Here is a 14,666-nt window from a genome sequence, read left to right as displayed (position 1 = left end):
GACTACCTCTCCCGGTGGTGGTCGCGACAGTGTCCCGTAGGCGACCGAGGAATCTCCAACCCAGCGCATATGACTCCGGATTAAGCCGGTTTTGCAGATCTACAACTTTGTAGCTTGACCAAGTTGCGGATACGGCTCAGGTAGGTCCACTCTGTTGCTCGTAGCGGTGAGCGCTCAACTCGTCACAGAGCGCATCCCCTGCGTGATGCCCCGCAGTTGATCTCTGGAGGAGCCATGGCCCTCATGGCAGAAGCGCGAAGCGAGCAGTTCCGCCAGGAGTTGGCCGTGCAGCGGCCGGCGTCGGGTGGGGTGCGGCGCATAGTGCGGGCTCACCTCCGACTCTGGGGCTTCGAAAGGCTCGTGGACGACGCGGTGTTGTGCGTCCAGGAGCTGCTGGCCAACGTGGTCCGGCACACCGACTCCTCCGAGTGCGCACTCACGCTCGAACGCCGCCCTGACCGCGTCCGGTTGACGGTCAGCGACGCCAGCGGTGAGCTGCCGACGCTGCGGGAGCCGGACTGGGGCGCCGAGAGCGGGCGGGGCCTGTGGCTGGTGGCGGAGCTGGCCGACGCCTGGGGAGCGGTACGGACCGCGGGCGGCAAGGACGTCTGGTGCGAGTTGCGGGCCACGCCTCCTCGCCGGGAGGCGGTGTGACGCTGCCTCGCACCTACTGGTGCCACCTGGACCGGACCGGCTCCGGCCTCGCCGAGGTGTTCGGGGGTCAGTGTTGTGCACCGCAGGGTGTGACGACGCCTTACCCGGGCCAGGCGGTGACCTGGATGCGGGAGACGGCCCGCGACATCGCCTTCACCCTCGACCGCGAGGTGTTCGCCACGGTCTGGGCCTGGCTCGGCGACCACCGCGGTATGGAGGAGGCCGTGGTCGCGCTGCGTCGCGGCAGGCCCTACGTCTTCCGGTTCGGCGGGGAGCGGTGCCGGTGGACGCTGCTGACCAGACCCGTCTCCGTGCTGCCGACGGTCGCCGGGGCCGGGACTGCCGTGGGGTGCGGGACGGACGCCGGTGGTTCACCCGCCCGAGCGTCGATCGGGTGACTCCCGCGGCTGCGCTTGGCGGGAGTGCGGCGGTGGCGGGCCAGCATGATCACAGCACGCCCGCCGCTTCCCGCCGACCGAGGAGAGAACGACCGATGCGACAGGGTCCACTGGCCGGCCGCTACCCCGCGGTGGCTCTGATGGTCGTCTCCGCCCTCGTGCCGTACCTCGCCCTTTCGGCAGCCCTGGGAGCCGTCACCCCGCTCATCGCCAGGGACCTGGACATGAGCCCGCAGGCCATGAACGTGACCTCGGGCATGGCCAACGCCGGCTACGCGGTGGGAACGGTCCTGGCGGTTCAGTTCGCCCAACGGCTGCCGCAACGGCGGATGCTGCTCGTCTACGGGACCCTGCTGGTGATCGGCTCGGTGCTCACCGCCGCGGCGACCGTCCCCGCCATGTTCATCGTCGGACACGTCCTGCAGGGCCTGTGCACCAGCCTGTTGCTGATCGCCGCCGTACCGCCGCTGATCATCGGTTACCCGGCAGCCAGGCTGCGCACCACCGCTGTGATCATGAACATCTGCATCTTCGGCGCGGTCGCGCTCGGCCCGGTGGTCGGTGGCGGCCAGGCCTCCGGCAACGGCTGGCGACCGCTGTTCTGGATCATCGCGGGGATCGCCGTGGTGGCGCTCGTGCTGTCCGTCCTGACCTTCCAGGACACCCCGCCGGCCGATCCGGACGCCCGCGTCGACTACCCCGCGCTCACCCTGGCCACCGTCGGGTGCGTGGCCGCGTTCCTCGGCGCCTCGGAACTGCTCACCCATCCCTTCGTCGACCCCACCACCTGCGCGCCGCTCTTCGGCGGCCTCCTGCTCATCGTCCTCCTCTTCGTCCACGAGTACCGGACCCGGCGTCCGCTGCTGTGTGTGCGGAGCCTGATCAGCACCCTCCCGGTCGCCGGTATCGCCGCCGCCATCTGCGCGGCGGCGGCGTCCGTGTCGGCGATCACGCTGACCCTGACCACGCTCACGCACCGCGTCACCTCCCTGCGCCTCGGGCTGCTCTGCCTCCCCGAGTTCGGCGGCGCGGTGGTCACCGCGGTGGTCTTCAGCGTCGTCTTCCGCACTCGCCTGCTGCACTACTACGTCCTCGTCGGCCTGGTCCTCCTGAGCGCCGGCGTCGCGGTGATGAACGGCGCCGCCCCGCCCACGCCCGCGCTCACCGCAGTGGGTTCGGGACTGGTCGGCATCGGCGTCGGCGCCTCCGTCGTCCCGGCGCTGTTCATCGCCGGCTTCTCCCTGCGCTCCACCGAGGTGCAGCGGGTGTTCGCGATCATCGAGCTGATCCGGGCGGTGGCGGCGTTCATGATCGCCCCGGTGCTGCTCTACCTCGCTTCCAACATCGAGCCGGACGACGACGTGGGCACCAGGACCGCCCTGTGGATCTGCTTCGGGCTCTCCCTCGTGGGCGCGCTGGTCGGCATCGCCCTGTACGCGCTCGGCCGGGTCCGCCCACCGTCACCCTCGGTGGAGGCGTGGCTGGGCGGCCGGCGGCCGGGGTGGTACTCGCCGCCGCTCTTCGCCCGGTTCGGGGAGCGGGGTGAGGTCCGCCGGTGACTGCGTTGCCGGTGCGCCGGCCCCCTTCCGCCGGCACACAGCAGCGTGCGGCCCGCCACCATCGGTGGCGGGCCGCACGCGGTCAGTCCTCGCTGAGGGCCGTCGGTCAGGCGCCGGCCTGCACGGGGCCGATCTGGGTGCCGGCGTCGACGGACAGGCTGCCGTCGGCCTCCTGGTCACCCGGGATGACCCCGCCGCCCGGGGTCTTGAGGGTGAAGACGACCCGGTTGGCCGACGCGCCCTTGGAAGCGCTGGGCACCTGGATGTCGAAGTGGACGGGGTGGCCGGGGCCGAAGGTGACCGCGGTGCCCTGCGAACCGTAGGGCTTCGTGGTGACGCCCTTCAGGGAGCTGTTGTTGTAGAACTTCACGTCGTCCGGGGAGCCGGCCAGCGTGCAGGCGCTGGTGCCGGGCGCCGCGGTCAGTGTGACGCGGTAGTGGCGGTGCCCGGCGCTGGCGGCGTCCGGCGTGATCTTCGTCGTGAGGTTGGCCGGGCGGCAGGAGGAAGGTGCGCCGGAGTCCGCCGACTGCACAGGTGTGGCTGCCTGTGCGACACCCACACCGGCGACCCCCGCCAGTGCCACGCCGGCAACTGTCATCACGAACTTGGTGGACTTACCCATGGTCGGCTCTCCGTGTCTAGCTGTGGTACGTGGGGCCGTGCCCCGACTGCCTGACACCACAAAGCCTGTCTGTCCCCTTCGTTATGGGCGTCACGGCGAAGTAACGCCTTCGCCACAGGGGATGAGGCGGCCGTGGGACGTCGAACGAGCACGTCCGTCCGGCCGACGAGATGAAGGAAGGCCGCAAGCTGCAGCGGATCAACAAGCCTCTGAGGTGATCAACTGCCTAGGGGGTCCTTGCCATATGCCCGCCCGGGTCGCGTGGTCTGGCACCGCACCTCGCGGCGTTGCCGAAAAGCCCTGGTAGCTCCGCTACGAGGACTCTCCGGCGCCTTGCGATGCACGGCACCAGACCACGCGACCTCATCGGACGCTCATCTTGCAAGGACCCCTAAGGCGGTCACGGCCGACCTGCGGAACGCGGCCACCAGTCGGCTGCTGTCCGCGGCCCGGGTTGCCACGACGACGTGGCTCGGTCCGACGCCGTGCAGCGGGATGGTGGTGAGGTCGGGCCGGGTGCCGCCGGTGTGCAGGGCGGCTGGGATGATGGCCACGGCCTGCCCGGCGGCTATGTATTCGAGCTTGTCCTCGATGGTCTCGACCGAGGGGCCGTCGGGCGCGGGGCGGCCTCCCGGCCGCGGGTCGATGCGCCAGTACGCGTCCCATTCCGGATCCGGGAAGCGGGGGATCGGCTCGCCCTCGATGTCGTCGAGCGTGACCGACTCCTTGCCCGCCAGCCGGTGCCCGACCGGTACGAGCAGCATCTTCGGCTCGTCGTAGAGGAGCGTCACGTCCAGGCCGTCGGTCTGCAGCGGTAGCCGGGTGATCGCCGCGTCGACCCGCCGGTCGAGCAGTGCCTGGCGCGGCTCGTTCCACTTCAGGTGCAGTGTGCGTACATCGGCGTCGGGGTGTTTGTGCCGCAGGTCCCGCACCACCGGGGTGACGATCAGGCCCGCGGTGTAGCCAACGGTGATCCGGGTAGGCCGCGCGGCGGCCCGGGCGGCGGCCGTGGCCTGCTGGGCCGAGCGCACCAGGGCGCGTGCGTGGGGGAGGAATGCCTCTCCCGCTTCGGTGAGCCGCGTGCCTTGTCGCGTCCGGTCCAAAAGCCGCGCACCCACCTGGACCTCGAGCTGGCTGATCTGACGGCTCAGCGACGGCTGCGCGATGTGCAGCTCGGCCGCGGCTCGGCCGTAGTGCAGATGTGACGCGACGGTGGTGAAGTAGCGCACCAGCCGAATGTCGAGATCTGTCATGCCTGAATGGTATGACGTGTTCCGGAACAGGTCTTTGATGACCGGGAGTCTGCGTCCCTACCGTGAGAACCATGGCAAACGACAATGAAATCGCGGTCCGGCGTTTCTACGAGGCACTCTCCACCGGTGACAGTGCGCTGGTCGACGAGGCCCTCGCGGCCGACTGGGAGGCCGTCCCGGCCCTGCGCGCCGGGGGCGGACCGGAGGGATGGAAGGCGGGCATTGCTCACCTTCGTGGTGTGTTCGCTGACCTGGCCGTCGAGATCGAGCACGTCGTCGTGAACGGGGACATGGTGGCGGTGCGGGCGGTCAGCCGCGGGAAGCACACCGGCGAGCTGCTCGGCGTCGAGGGCACGGGCCGCGAGGTCGAGTTCCGGGCGGCCGACTTCCACCAGGTGGTCGACGGCCGCATCGTGCGGACCTGGCACTTGGAGGACTACTTCTCGATCGCCACCCAGATCGGGCTGGAGTTCACCCGTGGCGCTTGACGGAAAGACGGCGGTGGTGACTGGGGCGGCCCGGGGCATCGGATACGCGTACTGCCAGCGGCTCGCCGCGGACGGCGCGCACGTGTTCGCCGTCGACATCGACGACCCGGTGGACGCCGTGAGCGAGCTGACGGGCGGCGGGGACAAGCTGGGACTGGTGTGTGACATCAGTGAGCCGTCGCAGGTCGACGCCGTGACCGCCACGGTCCTCGACCGGTACGGGCGCTGCGACATTCTCGTCAACAATGCCGGCATCTTCCCCTTCACCGACCTTGAGCACATGTCGATGGAGCTGTGGCGCAAGGTGCAGGCGGTCAACGTCGAGTCGATCCTGCTCTTCGCCCGGGCGTTCGCGCCGGGGATGCGGGCCGCAGGGTGGGGGCGCATCGTCAATACCGGCTCGGGCATCACCCTGACCCAGAACCGCGACCTCGCGTACATGACCAGCAAGGGCACCGTGCACGCGCTGACTCGGGCGCTCGCCAACGAACTCGGCGACAGCGGCATCACCGTCAACGCGATAGCACCCGGCCTGGTGGCGACCCAGGGCTTCCTGGGCCGGGCCCGGCCGAACGGCCCGACAGCCGATGAGGTCTTCGCCCGTGTGACGGCGCTGCAGACCATCAAGCGTCAGTCGGTCGCGGCGGACCTCGGTAACGCCCTGGGCTTCCTGGTCTCCGACGACGCCGACTTCATCACCGGTCAGATCCTGCACGTCGACGGTGGCATGACACGTACGGGAGCCTGAGATGCTCGAAGCCATCGCCGACCGTTTCAGCACCTCGCCACGCTCGCCCGTGCTGCACTCCCCCGCCGAGCACGGGCTGGACTTCGAGGAGGTCACGTTCCCCTCCGAGGACGGCATTCCACTCGAAGGCTGGTTCGTGCCGGCCCCCGGCTCCGACCGGGTCGTGATCGTCAACCATCCACGGTTCTTCAGCCGTTCGGGGCTGCCGTCCCATCTGGAGCCCTGGCGGTCGGTCAACGGCGAGACCGGCAATGACGTCGAGGTCGACTTGGTGCCGGACATCGCGCTCCTGCACGCCGCCGGCTACCACGTCCTCGCCTATGACCTGCGGAACTTCGGCCTCAGTGGCGGCGCCAACGGTGGCGTGACCACCAGCGGCAGATTCGAGTCGCGCGACGTCGTCGGGTCCCTGCGGTATGCGCGGTCGCGTCCTGACCTGCGCGGGGCGCGCATCGCGCTGTTCAGCCGCTGCCTGGGCGCCAACGCCACGCTGTTCGCGATGCAGCGGGCCCCGCAGGAGTTCATGGACGTCTGCTGCCTGGTCGCGTGCCAGCCGCTGTCGCCGCGCGCGGTTCTGGAGCGAACGCTCGAGCGGCGCCGCATCCCGGCCGAGCGGATGGAGGAGCTGGACCGGCTGATCAGACTCCGCACCGGCTTCGGGCTCGACGAGATGTCCCCGGTCGAGACCGGTGCGGCCGGCAGTGTCCGGGTGCCGACGCTCGTCTACCAGGTCCACGACGACCTCATGACGCGGCCGGCCGATGTCCAGTCCATGTTCGACGGCATCCCCTCGGACGTGCCGAAGGAGCTGTTCTGGATCCACGGCACCACGCGCCGCTGGGACGGGTACCTGCACTTCCAGAAAGACCCGGACCGTGTTCTGGAGTGGCTTGCCGGCCACACAGGCTAGTGGTTTGTCATGCGGAACCGGCCCGGTATGCGGTCCACTGCCGGATCGGCGACTCGGGCGTGAAGCGGACCTTGTCGTCAACAGCCGCCCAAGTGCGGACCTCGGCGTGCCGGTGCGGGGAGAAGCTGTCCGGCACGATGTACAGCTTCTCCCCGGCCCAGCGCTTGCGCAGTGCCTTGAGCAGGCCGAGGAATTCGCGCCACCGCTTGCGCCGGCGGACTGGGTAGTAGATCTTTCCGGTGGCCAGGTCGAGGGCGGCGGGCATGTGCATCGCCCCGTCGGAGCGGTTGCAGGTCGCCCGCAGCCGACGTGGTCCGGCGACCGGGCGTCAGGCTTTGCCCTTGCGCGGCATCAGGTTCAGCGGGCCTCACTCATCGACGCAGACTGCTGACCGACGGACACACCTCGATCACCCGGTCAACGATGCGAGACGGGCCGCTAGAGGCTGCGGGCGCTGATGTCGCCGTGTGCGGTGGTCGCGTGGATGGTGAGGCCGGCTGCGGGTCCGTCGGTGTTGGCGAGCGCGTTGTCGATGCGGCCGTGGGCGGTACCGGCGTCCAGGGAGGCGGAGACGCCGCGGGCGGCGCCGACCGAGATGTCGCCGGACTCGGTGGACAGCGTGACCCTGCCGTGCACGGCCTCGGTGACGTGCAGATCCTCCAGGTCAGTCCCGCGTCCGTCTCCCAGGCCGTCGCGTACCTCGACAGCCAGGGGCTGATCCGCAGGCAACGCGAAGCGGGGCGCCGCGAGCGCTACGTCGTCGACGACGACGTCTGGTACCGCTCCATGATGGCCAGCGCCCACGCCACCGCCCACCTCGTGGAGACCGCCCGGCAGGGCGTCGGCGTCCTCGGCCCGCAGCCCCCGGCCGGCGCCCGCTTCGAGAACATCGCGCGCTTCCTCGACTTCGTCAGCGAGAGCATCGCGCACGCCGCCGAACAGGCCCGCGAAGTCCTCCACACCAAACCCGGGGCGGAACCGGGCGGACCCGCGCACAGGGACGGCACGGTCCCGTAGCCGCGTCCTGGCCACGCAGGGGGCGGCGGCCGGCACCGGCGGGGGGAGGGGCACCGGCTGCGGAAGGGCTCCGTACGTGAGCTTCGCCACCCTTCCGCAGGGGCCGGGCCCGCCATGGGGCCCCGGGAGTCCCGGGGGACCGCCGCCGGACTGTCCGCTCTCAGACGCCTCTCATCCGCGGCACCTACGGTCGCGCCCCATGGACACGACCGATACGACCAAGACCGGCACGCGCGAGGACGAGGCGCGTGCCGAGGCGGGCACGGACGACACCGTGACGGGGACGTCCGCGTCCGCGAAGAACGCATCGGCCGAGAGCAAGGCCGCCGCGACCGACCCGAAGGAAGCGGCCACGGCGAAGCCGGCCGGCGCCGCCGGGACGACCACCACCGACAAGAGCCCCGCCGACGGGGGCACCGCCGAGAAGGCCGGCAAGGGCGCCGGGGAAGGCGCGCTCATGTCGGGGGAGAAGCCGGCCACCGGCGGCGGCGAGCCCGTCGCGGGGACGGACGGGGAAGCCGCCGCAGCCGACGACGTCCTCCTGGTGGAGGAGGAGCCGGCGCAGCGTCGCAGTCCGGTCGGCGCAGGCGTCGCCGCCGTCGTCAGCGCCGGCCTGGGCCTCGCCTCCGTCACCGGCACCTGGCTGGGCACCGTCATGTCCGAGCGGCAGACCCTCGTCGGCCAGATCAAGGTCCAGTCCGGCAAGGCCACCGACCAGCTCGCCGCCGTCTACGGCCAGCCGTGGCACACCACCGCCCTCGTCAACGCGGTCTTCGCGGTGCTGGCACTGCTCGTCGGCCTCCTCGGCGTGAGCGGTCGCGGCCCGGCCTGGGTGCGTTCCGTGGCATGGGGCGGCGTGGTGCTCGGCCTCATCGGCCTCGTGATCGCGGCGCTGACCTACTTCGGCGTCCTCGCCGGCGTGCCCCAGCTCCCCGCCGGAGCCGGCGCCGGAGCCGGTGGAGGCGCCACCGGCTGACCCCCGGCGCACCGGCCGCAGCGCCGGCCCGCCGGGCGCACAGGCACCCGGCGCCCCGATCGTGTCCCGGTCGGACCCCGACGGCAGCGGGGCCCGGCCGGGACACCTCTGTTGCGGCGGCCGTCCGTCTGCGGTCGCCGCGCCCCCGGCGGAGGTTGTACGGGTGGGCCGACTCTCCGCGGCGTGCGCACCCTGCCCGCAGGCCCCGGGTTGCAACAGTGCAACTCCTCTGATTCCGGCTGGACTTCACCCCTGGACACGGGGAGCATGGACAGCCCCACCAGGAGTGACGCCTGGTGAAGCCCACACCAGGGCTGCGGGGTACGGAACGGGGGAACCGCGTACGTGACGGAAACGGGGGGCGCCACGGGTTTCCGGGGGCGCGAGGGGATCGTCTCCCTGGTGGAGAGCTGTCTGACCGCGCCACCGGCGGCGGAACGCCCCTTCGCCCTGCTGCTCGGGCCGCGCGGCAGCGGCGCCAGCGAGACGTACGGCGTGCTCATGGAGCGCTTCGGTCCCACCCACCCCTTCGCCTACGTCCGCTTCGCGCCGGGCCAGGCCCTGCTGCCCCGCTACGGCCTCGGCCTCCTCGCCCGCCAGCTGGAGCGCAAGCTCCCCCGCTACCGCCGCTCCCACTTCCCCCTGCTCACCCTCGGACTCCTCGCCTCCGACCAGGACCTGCCGATGGCACGCCTGGAGGACGACCGGCGCAGCATCCGACGCCACCTGGAGTCCTTCCAGGAACGCACCGAGAACCGGTACGGCGACTACCTCGCCGCCTTCCTCGACGTCGCCGGCGGCGCGATCGGCGTCCCCGACGGCGCGTCCAGTGTGGTGAGCACGCTCCTGGGCGAGGTCCAGCGCCGCAGCCGCCGGCGCGGGCCCGGCGCCCGGCTGACCACCGTCGCCGACTGGTACGGCCGCCACCCCCTCATCCCGCACCAGGACCGCTGGGAGGCCCTGGCGGAGCTGAACCGGTGGCGCCACCAGGGGGGCGAGGACGACAAGGACCGGCTGGACCGGGTCCTGTTCTCCGCCTTCATGGAGGACCTCCGCCGCAACGTGGCCGTCTCCTTCAGCCCCCGCTCCTACCTGCTGCTGCTCCACGACGTCCACACCGAGTACGGCAGGCGCTTCCTGGACCTGCTGCTGCAGGCCCGCCACGACGACACCGTGGTGGCGGGGCGGACCGCCGACCCGCTGACCATCGTCGCCAGCTCCCACCGGTGGCTGCCCCGGTGGGGACCGGCGACCGGCGAGCAGTGGCCGTGGCGGCTGCGCCTGCCCGACCGCGCCTCCCTGGCGGACTGGCGGGAGAACCGCCCCAGCCGCGACAGCGACGACACCTGGTGGTACCCGCTGCGGCTGCGCGACCTGGGCCTCGGCGAGGTGCGCATCCACATCGAGCAGCAGGTGCGCCTCCTCAGCGAGCGCAGGGCCCGCGGTGAGGCGGACCCGGTGCAGGCGGCCCCGCAGGCCCTCGCCCCCTTCGTGCGGCTCAGCCCCTTCGTGCACCGCCTCACCCGCGGCCTGCCCCGCGCCGTCCACCAGGTGCTCGGCGCCCTCCAGCACTCCGGGGCCCCGCCGGAACCGGGCCCCGACCAGGAGCGGTGGCTGCGCACCCTGCCGGAACGCACCCTGCGGTCCGGCGAGGGCAACACCCGGCTCGTGGACGCCGCACTCGGCGAACTGCTGGACGGCTTCGACGCCCGCGACCGCGACCGTCTCACCGAGTGCGCGGCGGCGGAGGACCTCTACGTCGGCACCCAGGTGCTCTCCCACGGGGAAGGGCTCTTCACCGAACTGCGGGCCCGCTGGCTGCTCCAGGCCCCGGGCGGCCTGCGTCCCTCCCTCCACCCCTGGCTGCGCCGCATGCTGCTGTGGCGGCTGGCCCAGAACCCGGGCGACTGGGGCGCCACCCACGAACTGCTCGCCGAGCACTACGCCCAGGGCGGCGACCGGGTCCGCGAGAGCTACCACCGGCTCGCCGGCAACCGGATCGGCGAGGCCACCGCGTACCTGGTCCGGCGGGCCGAGCAGGCCGGCGCCGAGGAGTGGATCAGCGAGTTCGACCGGATCACCGCAGCCCCCAACGCCCTGCGCGAGCCGGGGTCACCGCTGGAGCTGCTGGCCTCCCTCACCCCCTCCGCACCCGGCGAGGCGATGGACCTGCCGAAGGTGGTGCGCGGGCTCGTCGTCGCCCGGTGGCTGTGGAGCGACCCCCTCACCGACCCGGTGCTGCGGCTCAGCCACGTCATCGCCGACGGCTACATACAACTGTCCCGGATGTGGAGGTCCGACACCGTGGCCCTGCTCAACGAGTCTGAGCGCTACCACCACTGGCGGCCCGAACTGGGCAACGAGGGCTGATCGCGATGGTGAGGATCGAGTGGCCGCTGCACGTCGTGCTCCGCGTCGCCGGGGCCGTCGTCGCCCTCGCCGTCCTGGTCGCCCTGGGCACCTGGGGCTACAGCTGGTGGCGGGAGAGCCAGGACCGGTGCGGGGAGGGCGTCGTCAAGCTCCAGCCCACCGGCGAGTGCGTGGGCGTGACCGACGGGGCCTACCACTTCGCCGGGTTCGAGGCCGTCGAGGAGAGGATCGCCAAGGAGAACGCGAAGATCGCCGACGTACCGCACGTCAGCGTCGCCTACCTGGCCTCCTTCACCGCCACCGAGAAGGACAGCAACTCCGCCGACTCCCTGCGCCACGAACTCGAGGGCGCCTACCTCGCGCAGTACCGCTACAACGAAGGGGACCGCAAGGGCTCCCCGAAGATCCGCCTGCTGCTCGCCAACACCGGCAGCCTGTCGCTGTTCTGGCGCCACACCGTCGACCAGCTGCTCGCCCGCAAGAACGCCGAGAAGATCGTGGCCGTCGCCGGCCTCGGCCCCAGCAACGACGAGAACAAGGCCGCCCAGAAGGCACTGGCCCGCGGCGGCCTGGCCACCGTCGCCAGCATCATGACGGCCACCGACATAGGCGGTGAACGCTTCGCCCGGGTCGCCCCCACCAACGCCGACGAGGCCAGGGCGGGCGCCGCCTACCTGCGGGGCGAGGCCAAGACCCCCTCGGCGCTCCTGATCCAGGACGCGGCCAAGGGCGACCACTACGCCAGGACGCTCGGTGACGCCTTCGAGAAGGACTACCGGGACCACATGGCGGCCCCGCGGCTCACCTACGACTCGTCCGTCGAGAACATCTGGCAGAACGAACTGAACATCATGGCCGGGCAGCTCTGCGGCTACGCCGACCTCGACGTCGTGTACTTCGCCGGCCGCGGCAGGCACCTGACGTCCTTCCTGGACGCGCTCGGCAACCGCTCCTGCCAGGACCGCTCGTTCACCGTGATGACCGGGGACGACATCACCAACATCACCCCCGCCGAACTTAGCCGAACCCCGCACGAGGGCCTCACGGTGCTCTACACCGGCCTCGCCCACCCGGACATGTACCACAAGAACCCCCACGCGGTGGCCGCCCCCTCGGCCAGGAACTTCCTCCCCGGCGGCTACCTGAGCAAGTGGTTCCCCAGCGACCCGCTGGACGACGGCCAGGCCATCATGGGCCACGACGCCGTCCTCACCGTGGCCCAGGGCATCACGCTGGCGGTCGGCTCCGGCGCCAAGGACATCGACGGCCCCTCGGTCGGGCGCATGTTCCAGCAGATGCGCGGCTCCGGACAGGTGCCGGGCGGCAGCGGCTTCCTCTCCTTCATGGAGAACGGCAACCCTTACAACAAGTCCATCCCCCTCCTGCGGGTCAAGGACAACGGGCACTCCCAGCTCGTCACGGTCACCGCCCCGGACGGCAAGCCGAACGCCGACGGAAGTCCGGCCGAACGGCGTTGAGGAGCAGGAGAGGGCATACCGGTGGGCGAGACTCGGGGTGGGGGCGGCCTGAGGCACCAGGTACCGGGGCTGTCCGCCTGGCCTGGCTCCACCGGTTCAGACGGCTCCGGATCTTTCACGAGACACGCGCCGACCGGCGCGCGGCCCCGGACGCCGGGCCATTGAGATCATCAGGGATCTGTTCAACGGAGTCTGACCTTCCGTAGGGTGCCGGGCATGACTCCGCCCGGATTCTTCGCACGTTCACGCACCCTCGCTCCCCCAGGCTGGAGCCGGTGGCTTGTGCCGCCCGCCGCGCTCTCAGTCCACCTGTCGATCGGGCAGGCATACGCATGGAGCGTCTTCAAGCCGCCGCTCGAATCCTCACTCGGGCTGTCGGGGACGGAGAGCGCGCTGCCGTTCCAGCTCGGGATCGTCATGCTCGGGCTGTCGGCGGCGTTCGGCGGGACGCTCGTCGAACGGCGGGGGCCGCGCTGGGCGATGGCCGTTTCGCTGATCTGCTTCTCCTCGGGGTTCCTGCTCGCCGCGCTGGGCGCGTACACCGAACAGTTCTGGCTGGTGGTGTTCGGCTACGGCTTCGTCGGAGGCATCGGGCTGGGCATCGGCTACATCTCCCCCGTCTCCACACTGATCAAGTGGTTCCCCGACCGCCCAGGAATGGCCACCGGCATCGCCATCATGGGTTTCGGAGGCGGCGCGCTGATCGCCTCGCCCTGGTCGGCACAGATGCTGGAGTCCTTCGGGGACGGCAGCCGGGGTATCGCGGCGGCCTTCCTCGTGCACGGGGTGACGTACGCCGTGTTCATGGCCCTCGGCGTGTTGCTCATCCGGATCCCGCCGGAGGGCTGGCGGCCCGCCGGGTGGAAGCCGTCGCGGGAGGAGCGGGCGCCACTGGTCACCACGGCACAGGTGTCGGCCCGCAGCGCCGTACGGACGCCGCAGTTCTGGTGTCTGTGGGTGGTGCTGTGCATGAACGTGACAGCAGGGATCGGCATCCTGGAGAAGGCCGCCCCCATGATCACGGACTTCTTCGCGGGCACCTCGGCCTCGGTCGGCGCCGCCGCCGCCGCGGGCTTCGTCGCCCTGCTGTCACTCGCGAACATGGTGGGCCGGTTGCTGTGGTCGTCCATCTCGGACGTGATCGGCCGCAAGAACGTCTACCGCATCTACCTGGGCGTCGGCGCGCTGATGTACCTGGTGATCCGGCAGGCCGGGGACGCGTCGAAGCCGCTGTTCGTCTGCTGCGCGCTGGTGGTCCTCTCCTTCTACGGGGGCGGCTTCGCGACGGCCCCCGCATACCTGAAGGACCTGTTCGGCACGTACCAGGTCGGCGCCATCCACGGAAGGCTGCTGACGGCCTGGTCCACCGCCGGCGTCCTCGGCCCGCTGATCGTCAACTGGGTGGCTGACTCCCAGAAGGACGCGGGCCAGTCGGGGGCCGGCCTCTACGGCCTCTCGTTCGGCATCATGATCGGCCTGCTTGTGGTGGGCTTCGTGGCGAACGAACTGGTCCGCCCCGTCCACCCGCGCCACCACGAGCCCGAGCCTCGGATCGAACAACCCCACACACCGGAGGAGACGGTCGATGGTCAACCCGACCCCCAGCGCACTGCCTGACCCCGAGAACGCCTCCGGTGCCCAACCTGGCCGCGCCCTCACCGTAGTGGTCTGGCTCTGGGTGGGCTTGCCGCTCGCCTACGGGCTGTACGAACTGGTCAGCAAGGCGACGAAGCTCTTCACCGGCTGAGCTGCCGAAGCCCGCGCCGCCTCGTGTCCAGAGGGCCGGCCGGCGCGGGCCACGGCGGGACCGGACGGCGGCGAAGGCGGCACGAGCGGCGGGAGGGCCCGACCGTCGTGCACGTCGGCGGCGCAGACGCCGAGGGCGAGGGGTAAGGGGCCTTATGGGTCCTTGCCATATGCCCGCCCGGGCCGCGTGGTCTGGCACCGCACCTCGCGGCGTTGCCGAAAAGCCCTGGTAGCTCCGCTACGAGGGCTCTCCGGCGCCTTGCGTTGCACGGCACCAGACCACGCGACCTCATCGGACGCTCATCTTGCAAGGACCCCTTAAGGCCCCCGCCCCCGCCACCCCGCCCCCCTTGCCGGCGGATATGAGGTGCCCGGCAGTCCCCGCCTTAAGGCATCCGCCCGATGTGCCGGACCCACCTGCGGGCGGAGTCTTGAGCCACGCCGACC

Annotated in this window: 15 protein-coding genes and 1 pseudogene; 12 read left to right on the top strand and 4 right to left on the bottom strand. The window is 71.2% G+C overall.

Going from position 1 to position 14,666, the window contains the following annotated elements; all coding sequences use genetic code 11:
- Positions 1-243: 243 nt before the first annotated feature.
- From ACFV3R_RS05770 to ACFV3R_RS05760, 3 genes are all read left to right on the top strand, one after another.
- Positions 244-654 carry an ATP-binding protein gene (locus tag ACFV3R_RS05770; protein ID WP_385576060.1) on the top strand — a complete coding sequence of 137 codons (411 nt, stop codon included), beginning with the start codon at positions 244-246 and terminating at the stop codon, positions 652-654.
- Positions 651-1,052: a hypothetical protein gene (locus ACFV3R_RS05765; RefSeq protein WP_385576057.1), complete on the top strand. Its 402-nt coding sequence runs from the start codon at positions 651-653 to the stop codon at positions 1,050-1,052. Before ACFV3R_RS05770 ends, ACFV3R_RS05765 begins: the two co-directional genes overlap by 4 nt.
- A gap of 95 nt (positions 1,053-1,147) precedes the next feature.
- Positions 1,148-2,611 (top strand): MFS transporter, encoded by a 1,464-nt coding sequence (locus ACFV3R_RS05760; protein ID WP_385576054.1) that lies wholly within the window; start codon positions 1,148-1,150, stop codon positions 2,609-2,611.
- Positions 2,612-2,717: 106 nt separating this feature from the next.
- Here the strand turns inward: ACFV3R_RS05760 and ACFV3R_RS05755 are convergent, their stop codons facing one another.
- Positions 2,718-3,233, bottom strand: a complete 516-nt coding sequence (locus ACFV3R_RS05755; RefSeq protein WP_385576051.1) for a DUF4232 domain-containing protein — start codon at positions 3,231-3,233, stop codon at positions 2,718-2,720.
- Between the two features lie 374 nt (positions 3,234-3,607).
- Positions 3,608-4,486, bottom strand: coding sequence for a LysR family transcriptional regulator (locus ACFV3R_RS05750; protein WP_385576048.1), 879 nt, complete (start codon positions 4,484-4,486; stop codon positions 3,608-3,610).
- A 71-nt stretch (positions 4,487-4,557) separates the two neighbouring features.
- Here ACFV3R_RS05750 and ACFV3R_RS05745 point away from each other — a divergent pair, with 71 nt between their 5' ends.
- From ACFV3R_RS05745 to ACFV3R_RS05735, 3 genes are read left to right on the top strand one after another with little or no spacing between them, the layout of a single operon-like run.
- A complete protein-coding gene (locus ACFV3R_RS05745; RefSeq protein ID WP_385576045.1) occupies positions 4,558-4,974 on the top strand; it encodes an ester cyclase in 417 nt (138 codons plus the stop codon).
- Positions 4,964-5,722, top strand: a complete 759-nt coding sequence (locus tag ACFV3R_RS05740; protein WP_385576042.1) for an SDR family NAD(P)-dependent oxidoreductase — start codon at positions 4,964-4,966, stop codon at positions 5,720-5,722. Before ACFV3R_RS05745 ends, ACFV3R_RS05740 begins: the two co-directional genes overlap by 11 nt.
- 1 nt (position 5,723) lies before the next feature.
- Complete coding sequence (locus ACFV3R_RS05735; protein WP_385576039.1) at positions 5,724-6,632, top strand: alpha/beta hydrolase family protein; 909 nt, start codon at positions 5,724-5,726, stop codon at positions 6,630-6,632.
- A 7-nt stretch (positions 6,633-6,639) separates the two neighbouring features.
- Here the strand turns inward: ACFV3R_RS05735 and ACFV3R_RS05730 are convergent, their stop codons facing one another.
- Positions 6,640-6,897 (bottom strand): hypothetical protein, encoded by a 258-nt coding sequence (locus tag ACFV3R_RS05730; protein ID WP_385576036.1) that lies wholly within the window; start codon positions 6,895-6,897, stop codon positions 6,640-6,642.
- Positions 6,898-7,070: 173 nt separating this feature from the next.
- Positions 7,071-7,268: a hypothetical protein gene (locus ACFV3R_RS05725; RefSeq protein WP_385576033.1), complete on the bottom strand. Its 198-nt coding sequence runs from the start codon at positions 7,266-7,268 to the stop codon at positions 7,071-7,073.
- 12 nt (positions 7,269-7,280) lie between these two features.
- Here ACFV3R_RS05725 and ACFV3R_RS05720 point away from each other — a divergent pair.
- The 6 genes and pseudogenes from ACFV3R_RS05720 to ACFV3R_RS05695 all read left to right on the top strand — a co-directional run.
- Positions 7,281-7,649: pseudogene (locus ACFV3R_RS05720) on the top strand (MarR family transcriptional regulator); the annotation flags it as partial.
- A gap of 199 nt (positions 7,650-7,848) precedes the next feature.
- Entirely contained in the window at positions 7,849-8,625 is a 777-nt protein-coding gene (locus ACFV3R_RS05715) for a hypothetical protein (RefSeq protein WP_385576031.1), read from the top strand.
- Between the two features lie 345 nt (positions 8,626-8,970).
- On the top strand, positions 8,971-10,995 hold the full coding sequence (locus ACFV3R_RS05710) for a hypothetical protein (protein ID WP_385576028.1): 2,025 nt from the start codon (positions 8,971-8,973) through the stop codon (positions 10,993-10,995).
- Between the two features lie 5 nt (positions 10,996-11,000).
- Positions 11,001-12,473, top strand: a complete 1,473-nt coding sequence (locus ACFV3R_RS05705; RefSeq protein WP_385576025.1) for a branched-chain amino acid ABC transporter substrate-binding protein — start codon at positions 11,001-11,003, stop codon at positions 12,471-12,473.
- A gap of 216 nt (positions 12,474-12,689) precedes the next feature.
- The gene (locus ACFV3R_RS05700; protein WP_385576022.1) at positions 12,690-14,090 is read left to right on the top strand and encodes an OFA family MFS transporter; all 1,401 of its coding nucleotides are present in this window, start codon (positions 12,690-12,692) and stop codon (positions 14,088-14,090) included.
- Complete coding sequence (locus ACFV3R_RS05695) at positions 14,059-14,220, top strand: hypothetical protein (protein WP_385576019.1); 162 nt, start codon at positions 14,059-14,061, stop codon at positions 14,218-14,220. Before ACFV3R_RS05700 ends, ACFV3R_RS05695 begins: the two co-directional genes overlap by 32 nt.
- The last annotated feature ends 446 nt before the right edge of the window (positions 14,221-14,666 follow it).

The organism is Streptomyces sp. NPDC059740, from assembly GCF_042733155.1.
Lineage (GTDB): Bacteria > Actinomycetota > Actinomycetes > Streptomycetales > Streptomycetaceae > Streptomyces.
The sequence above is the reverse complement of the archived record's forward strand: the minus strand, read 5'-3'. Positions and strand labels throughout refer to the sequence as shown.

What these genes read in the sequence shown, in the direction of transcription:
- ACFV3R_RS05730 (WP_385576036.1), bottom strand. Translation starts at nt 6,897, where the DNA reads ATGCCCGCCGCCCTCGACCTGGCCACCGGAAAGATCTACTACCCAGTC.
- ACFV3R_RS05755 (WP_385576051.1), bottom strand. Translation starts at nt 3,233, where the DNA reads ATGGGTAAGTCCACCAAGTTCGTGATGACAGTTGCCGGCGTGGCACTG.
- ACFV3R_RS05735 (WP_385576039.1), top strand. Translation starts at nt 5,724, where the DNA reads ATGCTCGAAGCCATCGCCGACCGTTTCAGCACCTCGCCACGCTCGCCC.
- ACFV3R_RS05705 (WP_385576025.1), top strand. Translation starts at nt 11,001, where the DNA reads ATGGTGAGGATCGAGTGGCCGCTGCACGTCGTGCTCCGCGTCGCCGGG.
- ACFV3R_RS05760 (WP_385576054.1), top strand. Translation starts at nt 1,148, where the DNA reads ATGCGACAGGGTCCACTGGCCGGCCGCTACCCCGCGGTGGCTCTGATG.
- ACFV3R_RS05750 (WP_385576048.1), bottom strand. Translation starts at nt 4,486, where the DNA reads ATGACAGATCTCGACATTCGGCTGGTGCGCTACTTCACCACCGTCGCG.
- ACFV3R_RS05745 (WP_385576045.1), top strand. Translation starts at nt 4,558, where the DNA reads ATGGCAAACGACAATGAAATCGCGGTCCGGCGTTTCTACGAGGCACTC.
- ACFV3R_RS05770 (WP_385576060.1), top strand. Translation starts at nt 244, where the DNA reads ATGGCAGAAGCGCGAAGCGAGCAGTTCCGCCAGGAGTTGGCCGTGCAG.
- ACFV3R_RS05715 (WP_385576031.1), top strand. Translation starts at nt 7,849, where the DNA reads ATGGACACGACCGATACGACCAAGACCGGCACGCGCGAGGACGAGGCG.
- ACFV3R_RS05695 (WP_385576019.1), top strand. Translation starts at nt 14,059, where the DNA reads ATGGTCAACCCGACCCCCAGCGCACTGCCTGACCCCGAGAACGCCTCC.
- ACFV3R_RS05700 (WP_385576022.1), top strand. Translation starts at nt 12,690, where the DNA reads ATGACTCCGCCCGGATTCTTCGCACGTTCACGCACCCTCGCTCCCCCA.